Source organism: Blastococcus sp. SYSU DS0973, assembly GCF_054051055.1.
In genome coordinates this window covers 507617-528462 of the sequence record NZ_JBJHAN010000002.1, presented here as the reverse complement: position 1 = coordinate 528462, position 20846 = coordinate 507617, and the positions used below count along the sequence as shown (strand labels likewise).

Annotated in this window: 17 protein-coding genes and 1 tRNA gene; 12 read left to right on the top strand and 6 right to left on the bottom strand. The window is 74.2% G+C overall.

Going from position 1 to position 20846, the window contains the following annotated elements; translation table 11 throughout:
- Positions 1 to 20 precede the first annotated feature (20 nt).
- A complete protein-coding gene (locus ACI791_RS06365) occupies positions 21 to 2777 on the top strand; it encodes a SpoIIE family protein phosphatase (protein WP_456585266.1) in 2757 nt (918 codons plus the stop codon).
- Positions 2778 to 2785: 8 nt separating this feature from the next.
- On the opposite strand, the gene ACI791_RS06360 is transcribed toward ACI791_RS06365, so the two are convergent.
- The 3 genes from ACI791_RS06360 to ACI791_RS06350 form a co-directional block, all read right to left on the bottom strand.
- Positions 2786 to 3523, bottom strand: a complete 738-nt coding sequence (locus tag ACI791_RS06360; RefSeq protein WP_456585265.1) for a trimeric intracellular cation channel family protein — start codon at positions 3521 to 3523, stop codon at positions 2786 to 2788.
- A gap of 202 nt (positions 3524 to 3725) precedes the next feature.
- The gene (locus ACI791_RS06355; protein ID WP_456585264.1) at positions 3726 to 5777 is read right to left on the bottom strand and encodes an acyl-CoA dehydrogenase family protein; all 2052 of its coding nucleotides are present in this window, start codon (positions 5775 to 5777) and stop codon (positions 3726 to 3728) included.
- Positions 5774 to 6454: a TetR family transcriptional regulator gene (locus ACI791_RS06350; RefSeq protein ID WP_456585263.1), complete on the bottom strand. Its 681-nt coding sequence runs from the start codon at positions 6452 to 6454 to the stop codon at positions 5774 to 5776. The genes ACI791_RS06355 and ACI791_RS06350 overlap by 4 nt, the downstream gene beginning before the upstream one ends.
- A 59-nt stretch (positions 6455 to 6513) precedes the next feature.
- Here ACI791_RS06350 and ACI791_RS06345 point away from each other — a divergent pair, with 59 nt between their 5' ends.
- The 4 genes from ACI791_RS06345 (at position 6514) to ACI791_RS06330 (ending at position 10708) form a co-directional block, all read left to right on the top strand.
- Positions 6514 to 7812: an acetyl-CoA C-acetyltransferase gene (locus ACI791_RS06345; protein WP_456585262.1), complete on the top strand. Its 1299-nt coding sequence runs from the start codon at positions 6514 to 6516 to the stop codon at positions 7810 to 7812.
- 66 nt (positions 7813 to 7878) lie between these two features.
- The gene (locus ACI791_RS06340; protein WP_456585261.1) at positions 7879 to 9231 is read left to right on the top strand and encodes a 3-oxoacyl-ACP reductase; all 1353 of its coding nucleotides are present in this window, start codon (positions 7879 to 7881) and stop codon (positions 9229 to 9231) included.
- Position 9232: 1 nt separating this feature from the next.
- Positions 9233 to 10090: a MaoC family dehydratase gene (locus ACI791_RS06335; RefSeq protein ID WP_456585260.1), complete on the top strand. Its 858-nt coding sequence runs from the start codon at positions 9233 to 9235 to the stop codon at positions 10088 to 10090.
- A 459-nt stretch (positions 10091 to 10549) separates the two neighbouring features.
- Positions 10550 to 10708, top strand: coding sequence for a hypothetical protein (locus ACI791_RS06330; protein WP_456585259.1), 159 nt, complete (start codon positions 10550 to 10552; stop codon positions 10706 to 10708).
- A 6-nt stretch (positions 10709 to 10714) separates the two neighbouring features.
- On the opposite strand, the gene ACI791_RS06325 is transcribed toward ACI791_RS06330, so the two are convergent.
- Both ACI791_RS06325 and ACI791_RS06320 read right to left on the bottom strand, forming a co-directional pair.
- Entirely contained in the window at positions 10715 to 11758 is a 1044-nt protein-coding gene (locus ACI791_RS06325) for a DUF1611 domain-containing protein (RefSeq protein WP_456585258.1), read from the bottom strand.
- A complete protein-coding gene (locus tag ACI791_RS06320; protein WP_456585257.1) occupies positions 11755 to 12777 on the bottom strand; it encodes a dipeptide epimerase in 1023 nt (340 codons plus the stop codon). The genes ACI791_RS06325 and ACI791_RS06320 overlap by 4 nt, the downstream gene beginning before the upstream one ends.
- Before the next feature lie 133 nt (positions 12778 to 12910).
- Between ACI791_RS06320 and ACI791_RS06315 the strand changes: the two genes are divergently transcribed.
- The 5 genes from ACI791_RS06315 to ACI791_RS06295 are packed head-to-tail and all read left to right on the top strand — an operon-like array spanning position 12911 to position 18507.
- Positions 12911 to 14437 (top strand): ABC transporter substrate-binding protein, encoded by a 1527-nt coding sequence (locus ACI791_RS06315; RefSeq protein WP_456585256.1) that lies wholly within the window; start codon positions 12911 to 12913, stop codon positions 14435 to 14437.
- Complete coding sequence (locus ACI791_RS06310; RefSeq protein ID WP_456585332.1) at positions 14434 to 15375, top strand: ABC transporter permease; 942 nt, start codon at positions 14434 to 14436, stop codon at positions 15373 to 15375. Before ACI791_RS06315 ends, ACI791_RS06310 begins: the two co-directional genes overlap by 4 nt.
- On the top strand, positions 15372 to 16370 hold the full coding sequence (locus ACI791_RS06305; RefSeq protein WP_456585255.1) for an ABC transporter permease: 999 nt from the start codon (positions 15372 to 15374) through the stop codon (positions 16368 to 16370). The genes ACI791_RS06310 and ACI791_RS06305 overlap by 4 nt, the downstream gene beginning before the upstream one ends.
- Positions 16367 to 17473, top strand: coding sequence for an ABC transporter ATP-binding protein (locus ACI791_RS06300; RefSeq protein ID WP_456585254.1), 1107 nt, complete (start codon positions 16367 to 16369; stop codon positions 17471 to 17473). Before ACI791_RS06305 ends, ACI791_RS06300 begins: the two co-directional genes overlap by 4 nt.
- Positions 17470 to 18507: an ABC transporter ATP-binding protein gene (locus ACI791_RS06295; protein WP_347058950.1), complete on the top strand. Its 1038-nt coding sequence runs from the start codon at positions 17470 to 17472 to the stop codon at positions 18505 to 18507. The genes ACI791_RS06300 and ACI791_RS06295 overlap by 4 nt, the downstream gene beginning before the upstream one ends.
- Before the next feature lie 24 nt (positions 18508 to 18531).
- Here the strand turns inward: ACI791_RS06295 and ACI791_RS06290 are convergent, their stop codons facing one another.
- Entirely contained in the window at positions 18532 to 19749 is a 1218-nt protein-coding gene (locus ACI791_RS06290; protein ID WP_456585253.1) for an MFS transporter, read from the bottom strand.
- A 110-nt stretch (positions 19750 to 19859) separates the two neighbouring features.
- On the opposite strand from ACI791_RS06290, the gene ACI791_RS06285 reads away from it, so the two are divergent.
- Both ACI791_RS06285 and ACI791_RS06280 read left to right on the top strand, forming a co-directional pair.
- A tRNA-Ser gene (locus tag ACI791_RS06285) sits at positions 19860 to 19947 on the top strand.
- Positions 19948 to 20040: 93 nt separating this feature from the next.
- Complete coding sequence (locus ACI791_RS06280) at positions 20041 to 20670, top strand: LysE family translocator (RefSeq protein ID WP_456585252.1); 630 nt, start codon at positions 20041 to 20043, stop codon at positions 20668 to 20670.
- Positions 20671 to 20846: the final 176 nt, after the last annotated feature.

The window sequence follows — 20846 nt, the reverse complement described above, 5'->3', positions numbered from 1 at the left end:
GGAGCCGGGCGGAGGGGTGCGTGGCCACGTTCGCCTCCGCCGTCCCCACGGGCTCCCAGGGGGACGACCCGCTCGCCGATCCGCTGCGGATCGCCGCTGCTCGGCGGCTGCTGCTCGAGGTGCCCGGTCCGGCGGCGTTCGACAGGCTCTCTGCGCTGACCGCGCGGGTGATGGGGGTCGGCCACGCCAAGGTCACCCTGTTCACCGACCACGACGTCGTCGTCGGCGGGCACGGCCTGCCGGCCGGCGTGGTGGGGGGGCCCGCGTTGCTCACCGGGGCGCTGTCGGCGATCACCGTGCGCACCGGCCGGCCGCTGGTCATCCCGTCGGCCGCCGACGACGAGCGGGTCCGCGAGCTGCCGGCCGTCACGTCGGGGCAGGTGCTGTCCTACCTCGGGGCGCCGCTGAGGGCTGCCTCCGGGCAGGTGGTCGGGGCGCTGGCCGTCTACGACCCCGAGCCGCGCGAGTGGTCCGACGACGTGACGGAGCTCCTCGAGCAGCTGGCGGCCTCCGTCGTCGCCGAGCTGGAGCTCTCCGCGGCCCAGTCGGCCGTCGGCACGTCACGGGCCTGGCTCGAGGTGGCGCTGGAGGCGAGCTCGGTCGGCATCTGGGAGCGTGACCTGCGCACCGAGGCCATCCACTGGGACGACCGGTGCGCGGCCATCTTCGGCATGGACTCGGCGATGGAGCTGAACTCGCTGGACGACGTCCTGGCCACGCACGTGCACCCGGACGACCACGCCGCGATCGACGAGTCCATGCGGAACGCCGTCGAGACGGGCAGTGACTACCTGGTGGAGTTCCGCGCGTTGCGCGGGGACGGCAGCGTGCGTTGGGTCCTGGCTCGCGGCCGGGTCGTGGCCGACGCGACAGGGGCGGCCGCGCGGGTGCTGGGCACGGCCGTGGACATCACGGAGGCACGCGGGCAGGCCCAGGAGCGCCTCAGCGCGGTGCAGCGCGCCGCCGCGATCGCCGAGGTGGCGGCGGAGCTGGCCAACGCCGCCCGCCTGGACCAGCTCGCCGACGTGGTCATGCGTGGCGCCCAGGTGCTCGGCGCGCAGTCCAGCGCGCTGGCGATCTTCGACTCGGCCGACGGCCCGCTGCGCCTGCACATGACCGGCAACCTCCTCGAAGCGGTGCAGCAGGGGCATCCGGAGTTGAGCCTGGCCGACGGCGTCGTGCTGCCCATGGACGACGCGATGCCGGCCCAGCACGTGGCGCGCCACGGGCGCCGGCTGCTGCTGGACGACCACGCCAAGACGGTCACCCGCTTCCCTGCGCTCGCCCCGGTCGTCGAGCTGCTGGGCCTGCGCGCGGTGGCCGCGCTGCCGCTGCGGGTCGAGGGGCGGGTGCTGGGGACGTTCGTGGCGGTCTGGAACACCGACCACCGGTTCGCCGGTGACGACGTCGAGGTGCTCGAAGCGCTGGCCGCCCAGATCGCGCTGAGCGTCTCGCGGCTGCAGGCCGACGCCGAGCGCGGCGCCGCGGTGGCGGCGATGGCCCAGGCCAACCAGCGCCTGCGGCTGCTCGCCGACGCGGGCCGGGTCCTCTCGGGGACCCTCGACATCGACCAGCAGATCGGGCACCTGGCGAAGCTGGTCGTGCCCGATCTCGCCGACTGGTGCTGGATCGTGGTCACCGACGAGCAGGGCCGGCTGCACGACGTCGCCAGCAACCACCGCGACCCTGCCCGGTGCCCCGAGGTCGAGGCGTACGTCGCCACGATGGTCGCCACGATGAGCGAGCGGTCCGCCGCCCGACGGGTCACCCGCTCGGGTCAGCCCCTGGTCCTGTCGGTCATCGACTGGGAGGACGTGACCCGGGCGCTGCCCGACGCCGGCGCCCGGGAGCGGTTCGCCCGGTTGGGGGCGACCTCCGGGGTGGTGGTGCCGCTGGTCGCCCGTGGGCAGGGGCTCGGCGCCCTCGGCCTGTTCGCCCGTGAGGAGCGGGCTGCGCTGAGCGAGGCCGAGGTGGACACCGCCGTCGAGATCGGCCGGCGGGCGGGTGTCGCGCTGCACCAGGCGCGGCTCTACGGCCAGCAGCGCGACCTGGCCGACGCCCTGCAGCGCAGCATGCTCACCGAGCCGCCGCAGCCCGAGCACTGCGAGATCGTCGTCCGCTACGTGCCGGCCGCGGAGGGCGCCGAGATCGGTGGCGACTGGTACGACGCCTTCCTGCAGCGCGGCGGCGCGACGGTGCTCGCGATCGGCGACGTCGTCGGCCACGACACCCGCGCGGCCGCGGCGATGGGCCAGGTCCGCGGCCTGCTGCGCGGGATCAGCTACTCCAGCGGCGGCTCGCCGGCGGAGGTGCTCAGCGAGCTCGACCGTGCCGTCCAGGGGCTGGCGCTCGACACCATGGCGACCGCGCTGGTCGCCCACCTGGAGCCGGAGCCCGACGACGAGGCCGGCCGGATGCGGCTGCGCTGGGCCAACGCGGGGCACCCGCCGCCGGCGCTGCTGGCCTCCGACGGCAGCGTGGTGCTCCTCGACGGCAAGCAGGCCGACCTGCTCCTCGGGGTGGCGCCGGAGACGGTGCGGGAGGACCACGTGGCCGTCCTGGCGCCGGGCTCGACGGTGCTCCTCTACACCGACGGCCTGGTCGAGCGGCGCGACCGCGACATCGACAGCGGTACCGAGCAGCTGCTCGAGGTGCTCGGCGAGTGCGCCGGGCTGCCGCTGGACCAGCTCTGCGACCGGGTTCTGGAGCAGATGTTCCTCCCCGACGCCGAGGACGACGTCGCCGTCCTCGCCGTCCGGCTGGTGCCCGAGAGCTGACGCGGGCGTCAGCCCCGGCGCGTGCGGCGGAACAGCGCCGCACCCGCTCGGCGCCGGTGCGGGATGCGTTCCCGCCGGCGGAGCAGCCGGCTGCGGGTGCGGCCGGGCAGGTCGACGGCGACCGGCGCCTCCCAGCCCCGCCACACCGACAGCACCCGCAGCGCCGCCACCAGGGCGATGACCAGGGCGGCGACCGGGATCGGGTCCAGGCCGAGGGGGCCGGCGAGGACGGTCAGCGCGGTCGCGCCGATGAGCGCCGCGACGGCGTTGTAGGGGCCTGGCCCGATGATGTCGGCGCGCTGGGCGAGCAGCATGTCGCGGATGAGCGCCCCGCCGACGGCGGTCAGCGTGCCGATGAAGACCACCGAGGCGCTGGGCAGGCCGGCGAGCTGGGCCTTCTGCGCGCCGATGACGGTGAAGAAGCCCAGGGTGACGGCGTCGAGCACCACCAGCAGGCCGGTGAGCCGGGCCAGCCAGCCGGAGAAGAAGAAGGTGATGCCGGCGGTGATGGCGACCGTGGGCAGGTAGGCCTGGTTGGTGAGCGCGACCGGTGGCCCCTCGGCGAGCAGCACGTCGCGGATCAGCCCGCCGCCGAGCCCGCCACTGACCGCCAGCAGCAGGACACCGGAGACGGCGAAGCCCTCGCGGGCGGCGAGCAGGCCGCCGGTCAGGGCGCCGATGACGATGGCCGCGAGGTCGACCGCGGCCGGTACCCGCAGCGTCTCGGCCGCGGCCAGGATCTCCACGGGCGCTCATTCTCCGGTCGACGGCCGGACCGCGGCCCGAGGGGTCGGCGCGCAGTCGGTCTCTGCTTCCGTGGGGAAGCAGAGACCGACGTGCGGCCACCACGTCCCGTCCCGTCCACCGGATGAGCCCGGTCACGGGCTGGAACCGCCGCCCTCCAGGGCCCACGCCGAGCCGGGCAGGCGTGGGGGGAGGGGCGGTCCTTCACTGGCCGGGTGGGACGTCGAGGTCGGTCGCGGTGCCCTCGGGGCTTCCGCCCCCGTGCCGGGCGCGCAGCTCGGCGTCGTGGGCGGCCATCGCCTCCTGCCGGCCCGGCTCCTCCTCCAGGATGGCCGCGGCCTTCCAGCCCGCCGGGATGGCGAAGGCGTCGACCAGCGTGGTGATGTGCGGCCGCAGCTCCTTGAGCAGGCCGTTCACCGTCGCCGTCAGGGCCTTGGCCCGGCCCGGGGTCAGCTGCCCGTGCTCGAGGAACCAGGCCTTGTCCTCCTCGATCGTCGACAGCGCGTAGAGGTCGCAGACCCTGTCGAGCAGCGTGCCGACGGCGGGGTCGGTGGCGCGGTCGACGCCCTCGACGAAGGCCTCGAGGACGATCCGGTCGATGTGCGTCCGCGCGGTCGTGAGCACGTGGTCCTGGACGTCGTTGAACATGTCGAACGGGGCCATGCCGGGGGTCGTCGAGTTGTTCCGCAGCCGCCGGATCGCCCCCTCCAGAGCGTGCTTCTCGCGGAACTCGAACATCTTGAGCTGCCAGCCGCGGTCGAGCATCGGCACCTCGTCGTCCCGGCCGGGGACGGCGTCGACGAGCCGCTGGATGAGGGCGCGGGCGGCGGTCCGCTCCAGCACCGTCTCGCGGACCATGTCGGCGACGAAGCCGATCCGGCCCCAGCCGTCGAGCGAGCCGAAGGTGTCGCGGTAGCCGGTGAGCAGCCCCTTGGCCACCAGCTGGAGCAGCACGGTGTTGTCGCCCTCGAACGTGGTGAAGACGTCGGTGTCGGCCTTGAGGTGGGGCAGCCGGTTCTCCTGCAGGTAGCCGGCACCGCCGCACGCCTCGCGGCACATCTGGATGGTGCTCGTGGCGTGCCAGGTCTGGGCCACCTTGAGCCCGGCGGCGCGGGACTCCAGCTCGCGCTGGGCCTGCTCGTCGATCTGCTGCCCGTGCTCGTGCACCGCCGTCTGGACGTCGTGCATCGTGCTCACCAGCTCCGCCTGGGCGAAGTGCAGCGCGTAGGTCTTCGCCAGCGCGGGCAGCAGCTTGCGCTGGTGCACGAGGTAGTCGTTGATGACGATCTCGCGCTCCTCGCCGGGGGCGGCGAACTGGCGGCGGGCGTTGCCGTACCGGACGGCGATGTCGAGGGCCAGCTTGGTGGCCGACGCCGCCGAGCCGCCGACGCTGACCCGGCCGCGCACGAGCGTGCCGAGCATGGTGAAGAAGCGGCGGGTCTCGTTCTCGATGCTCGAGGTGTACGTGCCGTCCTCGGCGACCTGCCCGTAGCGGTCCAGCAGCATGTCGCGCGGGACGGAGACGTGGTCGAAGGTCAGCCGGCCGTTGTCCACGCCGAGCAGCCCGGCCTTCGGGCCGTCGTCGCCGATGGTGACGCCGGGCATCGGGTTGCCGTCCTCGTCGCGGATGGGCACCAGCCAGGCGTGCACGCCGTGGTTCTTCCCCTGCGTGACCAGCTGCGCGAAGACGACGGCCATCCGCCCGTCCTGGGCGGCGTTGCCGATGTAGTCCTTGCGCGCGGCCTGGTGCGGGGTGTGCAGGTCGAACGTCTGCGTCGCGGGGTCGTAGGTGCAGGTCGTGCGCAGCTGCTGGACGTCGGAGCCGTGGCCGGTCTCGGTCATGGCGAAGCAGCCGGGCAGGTCGTAGCTCATGACGTCGCGCAGGTAGGCCTCGTGGTGCCGGCGCGTGCCGAGCAGCTGGACGGCGCCGCCGAACAGCCCCCACTGCACGCCGGCCTTGACCATGAGCGAGAGGTCGACGAAGGCGAGCATCTCGATCGAGGTCACCGAGCCGCCGGCGTCGGCCTCGCCGCCGAACTCCTTGGGGAAGCCGAGGGTCACGCGGCCGGACTCGGCGAGCGCGCGGGTCATGCGGGTGACCCGCGCGCGGGCTTCGGCCATCGTCTCGCCGTAGACCGGGAGCATCTCCGGGTCGTGCAGGTTCTCGCGGGCGTCGCGGCGCACGTGCGCCCAGCGGCCGTCGAGCGACTCCTGGAGTCGGGCGGGGTCGACCGTGGGGGGCAGGGTGCTCGTCACAGGTCCTCCTTGCGGGGTTCGGTGGTCACGACGACGGAGAGTCCGGCCCAGGCGAGTTCGGTGAGGTGGGCGGCGAGTTGCCGGCGCGGCGTGGGGCGGCCCGCGCGGAGCCACCAGTCGGCGGCGGCGCGGACCAGGCCGACGACGGCGTGGCCCCAGGGAGCGGCGGTGGCCGGATCCCGGCCGGCCTGCTCGAGCGCCGGGGCCAGGACGGCGGCCGCCTGGTCGCCGACGAGGTCGGACAGGCCGGTGATCGGGTCGGCCGCGTCGATCGAGCCCGGTGGTCCGTGGACGACGAAGCGGTAGAGCTCGGGGTCGGCCTCCAGGAAGGCCAGGTAGGCCTCGACGGCGCCGCCGAGCATCTCGCGGGGCTGGTCGGACGCCTCCATCGCCGCGCGCAGGGTGGGCAGCAGCTGCTCGGCCACCCGGGTGCAGACGGCGACGTGCAGGTCGCTGCGGTCGGCGAAGTGGCGGTAGACGACGGTCTTGCTGGTCCCCGCCTCGGCGGCGATCTCCTCCATGCCGACGCCGGCGCCGTGCTTGCCGACGGCGACGACCGCCGCATCGACCAGCGCGGCCCGGCGGGCACGGCGGTGCTCGTCCCACCGGGAGTCGCGCCGGTCCCGGACGGCCGCAGCCGTCTCTCCCCCGGTGGGCCTCGCCACCTCGACTTTCACGGGACCCACGGTACCGGGTACTGTTGGTACCGGCCACTTCCCCGACCCCGGAGGTCCCCATGGCTGAGAACGCGAAGCCTGCTACCCGTAAGGCGGCGATCGTCGGCGGGAACCGGATCCCGTTCGCGCGGTCCAATTCGGCGTACGCCCAGGCGTCCAACCAGGACATGCTCACCGCCACGCTCGACGGGCTGGTCGCCCGGTTCGGGCTGCAGGGCGAGTCGGTCGGCGAGGTCGTCGCCGGTGCCGTCCTCAAGCACGCCCGCGACTTCAACCTGACCCGCGAGGCGGTGCTCGGCTCGAAGCTGTCGCCCACGACACCGGCCTACGACGTGCAGCAGGCCTGCGGAACCGGGCTGGAGGCGGCGATCCTCGTCGCCAACAAGATCGCCCTCGGGCAGATCGAGTCCGGCATCGCCGGCGGCGTCGACACCACCTCCGACGCCCCGCTCGCGGTCAGCGACGACCTGCGCCGGGTGCTCATCTCCCTGAACAACGCGAAGACGGTGCAGAACCGGCTCAAGGCGCTGGCGCGGATCCGCCCGGGCATGATCGCGCCGGAGATCCCGCGCAACGCCGAGCCGCGCACCGGCCTGGCCATGGGCGACCACGCGGCGATCACCGCCAAGGAGTGGGAGATCGGCCGCGAGGAGCAGGACGAGCTCGCCGTCCGCTCGCACCGGTCCATGGCCGCCGCCTACGACCGCGGCTTCTTCGACGACCTGGTGACGCCGTTCCTGGGGCTGGCCCGGGACAACAACCTGCGGCCCGACTCCAGCGTGGAGAAGCTGGCGGAGCTCAAGCCGGTGTTCGGCAAGGGCGACCCCGCCGCCACCATGACCGCGGGCAACTCCACGCCGCTGACCGACGGCGCGTCGGCGGTGCTGCTGGCCTCCGACGAGTGGGCCGAGGCCAAGGGGCTGCCGGTGCTGGCCCACCTGGTCGACGCGCAGACCGCGGCCGTCGACTACGTGCACGGCGGCGAGGGCCTGCTCATGGCGCCGGTGTACGCCGTGCCGGTGCTGCTGGCCCGCAACGGGCTGACCTTGCAGGACTTCGACTTCTACGAGATCCACGAGGCGTTCGCCTCCACGGTGCTCGCCACCATGAAGGCCTGGGAGGACCCGGGCTACTGCAAGGAGAAGCTCGGGCTGGACGCCCCGCTGGGCTCCATCGACCGGGCCAAGCTCAACGTCAACGGCTCGTCGCTGGCCGCGGGCCACCCGTTCGCCGCGACCGGCGGCCGCATCGTGGCGCAGCTGGCCAAGCAGCTGCACGAGGCGGGTCCGGGCAAGCGTGGCCTGATCTCCATCTGCGCCGCCGGCGGCCAGGGCGTCGTCGCCATCCTCGAGTCCTGACCCACACACCTCCGGTGGGGAACCGGACGGCTCCGCCGCCCCCCACCATCTCGGAAGGAGCCCCTCGTGGCTGACTGGTACACGAACTTCGCCAACTCCGGCCTCGGCACCACGATCACCAAGCAGCTGGGACTTCCGCGCCCGGCCGAGCTGCGCCGCTACCAGCCCGGGCAGCCGCTGCTGCCGGGCCCGGCGGTCGTCGGCTCTGCCGGTGCGGGCCGGCTCAACGACACGGTCTCGGCCGTCCTCCGGGACGCCGGGATCCCCGTGCTGTCCCCGATGGCTGCCGACGGCTCGACCGACGGCGAGAAGCTCGGCGCGGTGATCCTCGACGCCACCGGGCTGGCCGGCCCGGCCGACCTGGCCGGCGCGCACGAGTTCCTCGCCCCGGCGATCACGCGGCTGCGGCCCTCGGGCCGGGTGCTGATCCTGACCGACCCGCCGTCGGACGCCGGTTCCCCGGCCCAGGCAGCGGCCCGACAGGCGGTCGACGGGCTGGTCCGCTCCATCGCGAAGGAGCTCCGCGCCGGGTCGACGGCGAACGCGGTCTTCGTCCCCGAGGGCGCGGAGGGCTCACTGGGCAGCCCGCTGCGGTTCTTCCTCTCCGGCCGGTCGGCCTACGTCGACGGGCAGCTCCTCACCCTCTCGGCGGCCGACGTGCCCACCGGGGAGGACGGCGAGAAGCCGCTGGCCGGCAAGGTCGCCGTCGTCACCGGCGCGGCGCGGGGCATCGGTGCTGCGATCGCCCGGGTGATGGCCCGCGACGGCGCCCACGTGGTCGCCGTCGACGTCCCGGCAGCCGGCGACACGCTGGCCGAGGTGGCCAACGAGATCGGCGGAACGGCGTTCCAGCTGGACATCACCGCTCCCGACGCCCCGCAGCGGCTGGTCGAGCACCTGCGCGAGCGGCACGGTGGCGTCGACGTCGTGGTCCACAACGCCGGGATCACCCGCGACAAGCTGCTGGTCAACATGGACGCCGCGCGCTGGAACTCCGTCATGGCGGTGAACCTGCAGGCGCAGCTGGACATCACCCAGGCGCTGCTCGACGCCGACGTCTTCAACGCGGGCGCGCGGGTGGTCTGCGTCAGCTCGCAGTCGGGCATCGCCGGCAACCGCGGGCAGACCAACTACGCGGCCAGCAAGGCCGGTGTCATCGGCATGGTGCGGGCCTGGGCGCCGGAGTTCGCCGGCCGCGGCGCCACGATCAACGCCGTCGCCCCGGGCTTCATCGTCACCGAGATGACGGCGAAGATGCCCTTCGGCACCCGGGAGATCGGATCGCGGATCAACTCGCTGCAGCAGGGCGGGCTGCCGGTCGACGTCGCCGAGACGATCGCGTGGCTCGCGCAGCCGGGCAGCGCGGGGGTCAACGGGCAGACGGTGCGCGTCTGCGGCCAGTCGATGCTGGGAGCCTGAGGTGGCCCGCACCGTGCTGGAGCAGCCGCCGAACATGGCGGCGCTGTTCGCCCGGGCCGCGCTCACCGCGCGCGGCCGGGGCGGCGACCTGCCCGACACCCGGCTGGCGCGCACCGGGGTGACCGTGGAGCCGGCGAACCTGGCCGCCTACGCCCGCGTCTGCCGGTTTCCGCTCGCCGACACGCTCCCGGTCACGTACCCGCACGTGCTCACCTTCCCGCTGCAGACGGCGCTGATGAGCGACCGGTCCTTCCCGCTGGCGCTGCCCGGGCTGGTGCACGTGCGCAACCGGATCGACGTGCTGCGCCCGGTGCGCACCGGCGAGGTGCTCGGCCTGGAGGTGTGGGCCGAGCGGTTCGCCGCGCACCGCAGCGGGGCCACCGTCGACCTGTGCGCCTCGGTGTCGGCCGGAGGTGCGGAGGTCTGGCGCGGCCGGTCCACGTACCTGGCGCGGGGAGCGACGGCCCCCGCGGGCGCTCCGGATTCCGATGTGACGGTCGTCGTGGGGAACCTCGACCGGGTGGCCGCCACCTGGCAGGTCCCCGGCGACGCCGGTCGCCGCTACGCCGCGGTCTCCGGCGACGTGAACCCGATCCACCTCTCGGGCCTCACCGCCAGGGCGTTCGGCTTCAAGCGGGCGATCGCGCACGGCATGTGGGTCAAGGCGCGGGTGCTCGCCGCGGTGGCCAACCGGCTGCCGGAGGCGCTCACCGTCGACGTCGGCTTCCGCAAGCCGCTGTTCCTGCCCTCGACGGTCACGCTGTCGACGGCGCGGGCCGACGGCGGCTGGGATGCCGCCGTCCGCAACGCGGGATCCGGCACCGAGCACCTCGTCACGACGATCCGCCCCCTCCGATAGTCGAGTCCGCCTCCACGGCCGTCCCGTTCGACCTCGCCGAGTACCAGCTCGAGCTGCAGAAGTGGGTGCACGAGTCCGCCGCGGCCGTCGTGCGCCCGGCGTGGCGGTACGCGGAGATCGCCGGGCGCCGTGGTGTCGTGCTCTCCGTCCCCGGGGCGCACCCGTGCGCACGGATCCGCTGGAGCACGGACGGGAGCAGATGACGCACACGCAGCCCATCGAGCGCGTGCCTCCGCCGCCCCGGCCGCCGGCGGCGCCGTCCGCCCGCGGGAACCGCGCGCGTGGCGTCGCCCGCGGCATCGGTGAGCTGTTGGTGACCCCACCTGCCATCCGCGGTTCCCCGCGAGGCAGCGGCTGATCGTCCACGCGCAGCTCGACGGTGCCGGCATCCCGAAGGCCGAGATGCCCGACGGCCCGCCGGGGCTGCGCGACAGCTGACCCGAGCTCCCCGGAGGACCCATGTACGGCTGGATCTGGCGGCACCTGTCCGGCGGCAGGGGCCTCAAGGCCGCGCAGTCACTCGTGCTGGTGCTCGCCGTCTGCGCCCTGTTGCTCCTCGTCGTCTTCCCCTGGGTGGAGCCGCGGCTGCCGTGGAACGACGTGACGGTCGACGGCTGAGCCGGCTCACCCCCGGTCGAGCGCGGCGAGCACGGTGTCGAGCACCCGGCCGGAACCGAAGCGGACGACGTCGTCGGTGACCAACCCGGTCTCCGCAGCGGCCTCCTCGACGGCGGCCCGGGCGGCCGCGTCGTCCAGGCCGGCGGTGTTGAGCGCGACGGCGACGACCCGTGCCGGGCGGACCCAGCCGGCCGCCTGCTCGTAGCCGCGCACGATCTCGGCCAGCGGCGGCAGGGGGGCGGCCGGGTAGTCGGCGATCGCGGTGCGCCCCGCGCGGTGGCACAGCACCAGGGCGTCGGCCGAGGAGCCGTGCAGCAGGCCGAGCGTCACGCCCGAGTAGGCCGGGTGGTGGATCGAGCCCTGGCCCTCCAGCCAGAGCAGGTCGCCCCGGGCCGCCCCCTCGCGCACCAGCCGGTCGGCGGCGCCGGCGACGAAGTCGGAGATCACGTGGTCGACGGCCATGCCCCAGCCCGAGATCGCCACCCCGGTCTGGCCGGTGGCCACGAAGACCGAGGCCAGGCCGCGCTCCCGGGCGGCCCGGTCCAGCTCGAGCACGACGCTCATCTTCCCGATGGCGCAGTCGGAGCCGACTGTGTGCACCACCCGGGCCCCGACCGGCTCGGCGAGCGGAACGCCGAGACCGGCCGGTACCGCCCGCAGGTCCCGGATGCCGACACCCGCCGCCCGCGCGGCGGCCGCCAGCTCCGGATCGGCCCGCAGATCGGTGTGCAGCCCGGCCTCGACGTGCAGGCCCAGCTGCAGTGCGCCGAGCAGCGCCCGCCGCCACGCGTCGGTCAGCCGGCCGCCCAGCGGTGCCACGCCGAGGAGCACCGTCGTCGCACCGAGCTGCCGGGCGGCCGCGACGTCGGCGACCACGGGGGCGGGGGAGGCGCAGAAGGGGACGACGTCCACGGCCCGGCGGCCGGCGTGCACGTCGTCGATCACGCAGACCACCTCGCGGGTGCCGTACCGGAGCACCCCGTGGGCGGTCTTGGCGTAGGACTCCGCGAGCTGGCCCCCGGTCAGCACGGCGAGCCGCTCGGCGCTCACAGCTTCTCCTCGGCCGGCTCCAGCCCCAGGCCGGGCGCGTCGGGGAGGACCACCCGCCCGTCGGCGAGCCCAAGACCGGTGAACGGCCGGTCCTGCACCAGCAGGTGCCCGTCCAGGTCGACCAGGTCGGCCAGGGGACCGAGCTGGGCGGCCTGCGCGATGCCGAGCTCGGATTCGATCATGCAGCCGATCATGACCCGCAGGTCCAGCGCGGCGGCGGCGGCCAGCATCCGCTGCGCCTCGCGGATGCCGCCGCACTTGGCCAGCTTGACCACGATCCCGTCGGCGTAGCCTGCGATGCCGGCCACCGAGGCGAGGTCCTTGCAGCCCTCGTCGACGAAGACCGGCAGCCGGTCCGGCAGCTCGCGGTAGCGGGCGAACGAGTCCAGGTCGGCGGCGGGGAACGGCTGCTCGACCATCTCCACGCCCAGCTCGCGCAACCGGGGGGTGAGCTCGCGGGCCTGGTCGAGCGTCCAGCCCTCGTTGCCGTCGATCCGCAGCCGGGCGTCGGTGACCGACCGGATCGCCTCCAGCCGCTCGAGGTCGTCGGGGCCGCCCACCTTCACCTTGTAGACGGCGAACCCGGGCGCGCACCGCACGCGGGCGACGGTCTCCTCCACCGTGGCGATGCCGATGGTGAAGCTGGTCGGCGGGAGCACCCCGTCCAGGCCCAGCAGCCGCCAGACCGGCCGGCCGTAGCGGCGGCCGACCCAGTCGTGCGCGGCGCCGTCGAGCGCCATCTTCGCGCCCTGCGGCCCGTCCCAGGCGCGCAGCCGGCGGGCGATGCCCTCCAGGTCGCGCAGGTCGTCGCCGAGCAGGGCGGCCCCGTCCGCGGCGACGGCGTCGGCCATCCCCGCCACCGACTCGCCCCAGTAGCCCACCGGGGCGCCCTCGCCGTGCCCGCGCACGTTCCCGTCGTCGACCTTGACCAGGAGAACCTCCTCGGTGTCCACCGACGAGCGGGCGATGGCGAACGTGTTCCGCAGGCGCAGCGTCCGGGGACGGCAGGTGAGTTCCACGGGGGCAGTCTGGCGGGCCGGGGCAGGTCTCGAACAGGCAACGATCCCGGTCAGGGCGCTGTTCGGGTTGTCGGCCGGCGGGGACGGGGTCAAGGTCGGAGCTGCACCACCTGCCCAGACCCCGGAGGTTCCCGTGCGCACCACCCGTCTCCTGTCCCTCGGCGCCGTCGGCGCACTGGCCCTGACCGCGTGCAGCGGGGGTGGGGAAAGCGTCGACACCGGGGGCGGTGGCGGCGGCGGGGACAACGTGCTCGTGGCCGCGGTGAGCGCGCAGCCCGACCAGTTCGACCCGCACGTCACGAGCGCCTACCCGAGCTTCCAGGTGCTGGAGAACGTCTACGACACCCTCGTCGTCCCGAACCCCGAGGACCTGACGATGGAGCCGAGCCTGGCGACCGACTGGGAGGTCAGCGAGGACGGCCTGACCTGGACGTTCAACCTCCGCGAGGGCGTCACCTTCCACGACGGCAGCGAGTTCGACGCCGCCGACGTCGTCTACTCCTACAACCGGATCATCGACGAGGAGCTGAACAACGCCTACCGGTTCGCCACCGTCGAGAGCGTCGAGGCCGTCGACCCGCAGACCGTCGAGATCACCGTCAGCCAGCCCACGCCCAACCTCCCGGCGCTGATCGGCGCCTTCAAGGGCATGTCGATCCTGCCCGAGGGCGCGGCCGAGGAGTTCGACCTCACCACCGAGGCGGTGGGCACCGGCCCGTTCACGCTGGAGAGCTCGGACGCCAGCACCACCGAGCTCGCCGCCTACGAGGACTACTGGGGTGGCGCGCCGAGCATCGGCGGCGTCGAGTTCCGCTACATCACCGAGCCGGCCGCGGCGCTGACGGCGCTGCAGAACGGTGAGGTGCAGTGGACCGACAACATCCCGCCGCAGCAGATCGAGTCGCTCGAGGGTGACGACGCCGTGGAGCTGGCCACCACGCCGAGCGTCGACTACTGGTACATGAGCATGAACTACGCCCGGGAGCCCTTCGGCAACCCGCAGGTGCGGCAGGCGATCGCGACCGCGGTCGACCGCGGCGCGGTCACCGAGGCGGCTCGCTTCGGAGCGGCGCAGCCGAACCAGACCGCCATCCCCGAGGACAGCTTCTACCACTACGACTACGCGCCGTTCGAGCCCAGCGTCGAGGAGGCGCAGGCGCTCATGCAGGAGGCCGGCGTCCAGACGCCGATCACGATGGGCCTGATGGTCACCGACGAGTTCCCCGAGACCGTCACCGCCGCGCAGGTGATCGCCAGCCAGCTCGAGCCGATCGGGGTCGACGTCGACGTCCAGACCGTGGACTTCGCCACGTGGCTCGACCGGCAGGCGCAGGGCGACTTCGACGCCTTCATGCTCGGCTGGCTGGGCAACATCGACCCGTTCGACTTCTACCACGCCCAGCACATCACCGACGGGGGCAGCAACTACCAGGGGTACAGCAACCCGGAGGTCGACCGGTTGCTGAACGCGGCCGCGACGGAGACCGACCAGGCCACCCGCAAGGACCTCTACGACCAGGCCGCGAAGCTCATCGTCGACGACGTCTCCTACCTGTACCTCTACAACCCCGACGTCGTGCAGGCGTGGGCACCGGGGCTCAGCGGGTACCAGATCCGCGCCGACAAGGCGATCAACTTCGAGAACGTGGAGCTGCCCTGACCGGTTACCTGGTCCGGCGGATCGGCCAGTCCGCGGTCGTCCTCGCCGGGGTGAGCGTCATCGTGTTCGGCCTGGTGCACCTCGTACCGGGCGATCCGGTGCGCCTCGCGCTGGGCACGCGGTTCTCCCAGGAGAGCTACGACGCGCTGCGCGAGCGTTCGGGGCTGGACCAGCCGCTGATCGAGCAGTTCTTCACCTGGTTCGGCCGGGCGCTGACCGGCGACCTGGGCGTGAGCTTCCGCAGCGGCGAGACGGTGACCTCGCAGATCGCCGAGCGGCTGCCGGCCACGCTGACGCTGGCGTTCGCCTCGATCCTGGTCGCGCTGCTCATCGCGGTCCCGCTCGGCACGATCTCGGCGCTGCGGCCGCGGTCGATCATCGACCGCGTCGCCACGGTGGTCAGCCAGTTCGGCATCTCGGTGCCCGACTTCTGGATGGGCATCGTGCTCATCCTGATCTTCGCCGGGACGCTGGGCTGGCTGCCGTCGGGTGGCTACGTGCCGCTGACCGAGGACCCGGGCGCCTGGCTCCAGCGCCTGCTCATGCCCGCGCTGGTGACCGGGGTGGTCTCCGGCTCGGTCATCACCCGGTTCGTGCGGTCCAGCATGCTCGAGGCGCTGGGCTCGGACCACGTGCGGACGGCGCAGGCCAAGGGGCTGCCCACCCGGCAGGTGTTCACCTGGCACGTACTGCGCAACGCCTTGCTGCCGCTGGTCACGGTGACCGGCGTGCAGCTGGCCTACCTGCTCTCCGGGGTCGTGGTCGTGGAGATCGTCTTCTCCTGGCCGGGGCTGGGGCAGCTCGCGCTACAGGCGGTGCAGGCCCGCGACTACCCGGTGCTGCAGGGCGCGATCCTGCTGTTCGCGGTCGTCTTCCTGGTGATCAACCTCGTCGTCGACCTGCTCTACACCGCCATCGACCCGCGAATCCGCCGATGAGCATCCAGCCGACACCGGGCCCGCCGCCCTACCAGGAGCCGGGGGGCGAGCGCCGCCCGGAGACCCCCGAGGAGCCCCCGGGTGGATCGCCGCAGCGGGAGTCCCGGTCGGGGCCGGCGACGTTGCGGCCGGCCCGCCCGCGCTGGCGGGAGACGCTCAGCCTGCTGGCGCACAACCCGACGGCGGCCATCGCGTCGGTGGTGCTGCTGCTGATCGTGGTGGTGGCGATCTTCGACGACGCCATCGCGCCCGACGGGGCCAACGACATCGAGGTGGCCGACCGGCTGCAGTCGCCCAGCTGGGAGCACCCGTTCGGCACCGACGACCTCGGCCGGGACATCCTCAGCCGGGTCATCCTCGGCGCCTCGGTGTCGCTGAGGGTCGGCTTCCTGGCGGTCGGCTTCGCGCTGGTCGTCGGCACGATGATCGGCCTGCTCGCCGGCTACTACGGCAGGTGGGTCGACGACGTCCTCATGCGGGTCATGGACATGCTGTTCGCGTTCCCGGCGGTGCTGCTGGCGATCGCCGTCCTCGCCGTCCGGGGGCCCGGATCGGGCAACACCGCGCTGGCGATCGGCATCGTCTACACGCCGATCTTCGCCCGCGTCACCCGCGCCAGCGTCCTCGGCGTGCGCGAGGAGGTCTACGTGCGGGCGTCCCGGTCCGTGGGCGCCTCGGACTGGCGGATCCTGACCCGGCACATCCTCCCGAACGCCGCGCCGCCGATCATCGTGCAGACCTCGATCAGCCTGGCCTTCGCCGTGCTCGCCGAGGCGGCGCTGTCGTTCCTCGGCCTGGGCACCCAGCCGCCGAACCCGTCGTGGGGGCTGATGCTGGCCGAGGGGCGTGGGTACATCGAGCTGGCCTGGTGGCTGGCGTTCTTCCCGGGCATGGCGATCTTCCTGACCGTGCTCTGCTTCAACCTGCTCGGTGACGGGCTCCGCGACGCGCTCGACCCGAGGCAGCGCACGCTGATGGCCGGGGGTGGCAAGTGAGCGGCGGCCGGCCGGCCGGCGAGCCGGTGCTGGAGGTATCGGACCTGCGGGTGCGGCTGCGCACCCCGCGCGGCCCGGCCGACGTCGTCAACGGGCTGAGCTACACCGTCGGCGCGGGGGAGACCGTCGCCGTCGTCGGGGAGTCCGGCAGCGGCAAGAGCGTCTCGGTGCTGGCCCTCCTGGGCCTGCTGCCCGCGCGGGTGGCGACGGTGACCGGCCGGGCGCTGCTGCAGGGCGAGGACCTGCTGACCATGTCGCCGGACCGGCTGCGCCAGGTGCGCGGCCCCGGTGCCGGCATGGTGTTCCAGGACCCGATGACGTCGCTGAACCCGGTGCTCACCATCGGCCGTCAGCTGGTCGAGGGCATCCGGGCGCACGGCGACGTCTCCAAGTCCGACGCCCGGGCCCGGGCCGCGGAGCTGCTCCGCGAGGTGGGGCTGCCCGACCCCGAGCGGGCGCTGGACCGCTACCCGCACGAGCTGTCCGGCGGGATGCGCCAGCGGGTCGTCATCGCCATCGCGCTGAGCAACTCGCCGTCGCTGCTCATCGCCGACGAGGCGACGACGGCGCTGGACGTCACCGTGCAGGCGCAGATCATCGACCTGGTCGGGAAGCTGCAGGCCGAGCACGGCACCGGCGTCATCTGGATCACCCACGACCTCGGCGTCGTCGCGGGCATCGCCGACCGGGTGCTGGTCATGTACGGCGGGCGCTGCGTGGAGGACGGCACGGTCGACGACGTCCTCGAGCACCCGGCGCACCCGTACACCCGCGGGCTGCTGGGCTCGCTGCCCGACCTCGCCGCGCCGGTGGGCCCCGACGGCGAGGTGCCCGAGCTGACCGCCGTCCCCGGCCTGCCGCCCCCGCCCACCGACCTGCCGCCGGGCTGCGTCTTCTGGCCGCGGTGCCCGGTGCGCTCGGACCCGCGGTGCGAGACCGAGCAGCCGCCGCTGGCCGTCGTCTCCCGCGCCGCTGCGGGCGGGCCGGCGGGAGCCACGGCGTCCGGCGCGTATCCGGGCGACGGCGCCACCGACGGCGCCGGGTTGCCGCACCGCGCGGCGACCTGGTGCGCCGAGACGGCGGACGGGGGGAGCAGGGGATGAGCGAGGACGTGCTGGTCTCCGCCCGTGGGCTGGAGGTGCACTTCCCCGTCGGGGGCGGCGGCCTCCGGCGGGCGCCGGGCGGTGTGCTGCGCGCGGTGGACGGGGTCGACCTGGACATCCTGCGCGGTGAGACGCTCGGCCTGGTCGGTGAGTCCGGTTGTGGGAAGTCCACGCTGGGCAACGCGCTGCTGCGCCTGATCCCGCCCACCGGGGGCACGGTCACCTTCGACGGCACCGACGTCACCTCGCTGGACCGCCGCGGCCTCAAGGAGATGCGCCGCCGGGCCGGGATGGTGTTCCAGGACCCCTTCGCCTCGCTCGACCCGCGCCGCACCGTGGCGCAGACGGTCAGCGAGCCGCTGGAGGTGCACGGCCTGCGGTCGGGCAGGCAGGAGCGCGCCGCCCGGGTCGGGGAGCTGCTCGAGCTGGTCGGCCTGGACCCGGTGGTGGCCGGCCGCTATCCCCACGAGTTCTCCGGCGGCCAGCGGCAGCGCGTCGGCATCGCGCGGGCGCTGGCGGGGGAGCCGGACTTCCTGGTCTGCGACGAGGCGATCGCCTCCCTCGACGTCAGCGTGCAGGCCCAGGTGCTCAACCTGCTGCGCCGCCTGCAGCGGCAGCTGGGGCTCACGCTGCTGTTCATCTCCCACGACCTGTCCGCCGTCCGGCACATCTCCGACCGGATCGCGGTCATGTACCTGGGCCGGGTCGTGGAGATCGGCCCGGCGGCGGCCGTGGGCAGCGATCCGCAGATGCCCTACACGCAGGCGCTGCTGTCGGCGGTCCCGGTGCCGCACCCGGCGAAGGAGCGGGCGCGGCAGCGGATCGTCCTGACCGGCGACGTCCCCTCGCCGTCGGCCGTTCCCAGCGGCTGCCGGTTCCGCACCCGCTGCCCGTACGTCTTCGAGCCCTGCGACGACGTCGACCCCGCGCTGCAGCCGGCCGGGGCGCCCGGTCAGCTGGCCGCGTGCCACCTGCACGGCGTCGTCGGCACCCCGGTGACGCGGACCCCCGAGGGCGTCACCGCCGACCCCTGACCGATCAACAGGCCGGGGTGGGGCTCAGACCTCCGCGCCGACCAGGCGGGGGCGGGCGGCGGCGAGCCCGACGGCGAGCTGCGCGAGCACGACGACCAGGAGCAGCACCAGCCCCGGGGTCCAGGCGTCGGTCGCCTCGTGCAGCAGGCCGACACCGAGTGGGCCGGTGGCGGCGAGCAGGTACCCCACGCTCTGTGCCGCCGCGGACAGCCGGCCGGTCTGGGCGACGTCGCGGGTGCGCTGCAGGATCAGCGTCATCGCCAGCGGGAACGCCGAGCCGGTGCCGAGCCCGAAGAGGAGCACCCACAGCAACGGCGCCGCCGCCGGGGCGACCAGGAGCCCGGTGATGGCCGCCAGCACCGGCAGCGTGCCGAGCAGCACCCACCCCTGCTGGCCGGGGCGGCGGGCGGCCAGCGGCGGGACGACGAGCGAGGCGGGCAGCCCCACCGCCGCCGCGAGCGCCAGCAGACCACCGGCGGCCACGGGGGAGACGCCGGACTCCGCCTCCAGCACGTCCGCCAGCCAGGTGAGCATCGTGTAGAAGGCGAGCGACTGGAGCCCGAAGAAGAGCGTCACCGCGAGGGCCACGCGGTCGCGCAGCACGGCGGTCCGGGCACCCTGGGGAGCGGCGGCCGGCCGCGGCAGGTCCCGCCGTGCCCGGGTGAGGGCGGCCATGGCGACCAGCGCCGCCAGCACCGGCACGCCCCAGAGCAGCAGACCGGCCAGGGCGCTGCCGGCGGCGCCGGCCAGCGGCTGGGCGAGGCCCGCGCCGATGCTGGCCGAGGCGGCCATGCAGGCGGTGATCACGCCGAGCACGAGGGCGCTGCGGTTGCCGTACTCCGCGCGCGCCGCCGCGGGAAGCAGCACGTTGGCCACGGCGATGCCACCGGTGAGGAGCACGGTGCCGACGTACAGCCCGGGCGCCCCGACCAGGCGCAGCAGGATGCCGACGGTCAGGGCGACGACGCCCAGCAGCACGGCCCGGTGCACGCCGAACCGCGCGGCCAGCGCCGGGGCGAACGGGGAGACCAGCCCGAAGCACACCAGCGGCAGGGCGGTGACGACGGCGAGCGCGCCCGTGGAGAGCGACAACTCGTTGCCGAGCTCGCCCAGCAGCGGGCCGACGGCGGTGAAGGGGGCACGCAGGCAGAGCGCCACGAGGACCAGGACGACGGCGGGCAGCGCGAGCCGCCAGACCGGTCGGGTTCGCGGAACCTGGTGCGCCTCGGTGCCCGGTGCCATGACTCCATGCTGGCCCTCCGCCCGCCAGGCGCCCGCGTCGGGTGCGGCGGCGGCCGGGCAGACGCTCCGCGCGACCGGCGGCCGCGCAGGCACTAGCCTCGACGGCGCCAGGAGGGCTCGCCTAGTGGCCGATGGCGGCGGTCTTGAAAACCGCTAAGAGGTAATCCCTCTTCGTGGGTTCGAATCCCACGCCCTCCGCTCTCGTAGGGATAGCCCCGCCGGACGGTGGGGGAGGCCGTCCCGGCGTTCCCGGCCACCGGCGGGGACCCGAGGACGTGGAACGCTCCGGTCGTGACCTGGCCCGCCTACGCCTCCTTCCTCGTCGTCGCCGTGGTCCTCGTCGTCATCCCCGGGCCGGACTTCGCCGTGGTCGTCAAGAACGCCGTGGCGGGCGGCCGTCGGCGAGGAGCGTGGTGCTCGGTCGGCGTCGCCGGCGCAGCCGCAGTGCAGGGCATCGCCGCCGTCGCGGGCCTCGGTGCGGCGATCACCCATGCGCAGCCGCTGTTCCGGGCGATCACCTGGGCGGGCATCGCCTACCTGCTCCTGCTGGCCGCCCAGGCGATCCGGTCGGCGGTCGTCGCGACGTACCCGCCCCTCGACCACGGGACCACCGCTCCGAGCCGGGCCGCGTCGTCCGGCTGGCGGGAGGGCTTCCTGGTCAACATCACCAACCCGAAGGTGCTCGTCTTCTACCTCGCGGTGCTCCCGCAGTTCCTCGGCCCGCACTCCGGACCCGTCGCGATGGGCACGCTGTCCCTCACGCACGCGGCGCTGACGTTGCTGTACCTGCTGCTCCTGGTCGCCGGACTGCACCGGGCCCGGCATGTCCTCGGCCGTCGCCGAGTGCGCCGATCGCTCGATGCGGTCACGGCGGCCGCGCTGCTCGGCTTCGGGATCCGGCTGGTCGCACAGAGCCCGTAGGCCGGGGGCCGGACCCGCCCGCGGCACCCGTCCCGACATGCCGGGCGAGCCCGCCGTACGGGGATGACCGCACGCACGCGAAGGCGCGTCCGCGCTGGTCAGGGCAGCACTTGTCGACATGGCGGTGTCGCGGGGAAGGGGTCACCGGGCGCCGCGGGGGCCGGTCGCAACGATCG

Excerpts from the sequence above, each read along its gene's own strand:
- ACI791_RS06345 (WP_456585262.1), top strand. The coding sequence starts at position 6,514 with ATGGCTGAGAACGCGAAGCCTGCTACCCGTAAGGCGGCGATCGTCGGC.
- ACI791_RS06330 (WP_456585259.1), top strand. The coding sequence starts at position 10,550 with ATGTACGGCTGGATCTGGCGGCACCTGTCCGGCGGCAGGGGCCTCAAG.
- ACI791_RS06305 (WP_456585255.1), top strand. The coding sequence starts at position 15,372 with ATGAGCATCCAGCCGACACCGGGCCCGCCGCCCTACCAGGAGCCGGGG.
- ACI791_RS06295 (WP_347058950.1), top strand. The coding sequence starts at position 17,470 with ATGAGCGAGGACGTGCTGGTCTCCGCCCGTGGGCTGGAGGTGCACTTC.
- ACI791_RS06290 (WP_456585253.1), bottom strand. The coding sequence starts at position 19,749 with ATGGCACCGGGCACCGAGGCGCACCAGGTTCCGCGAACCCGACCGGTC.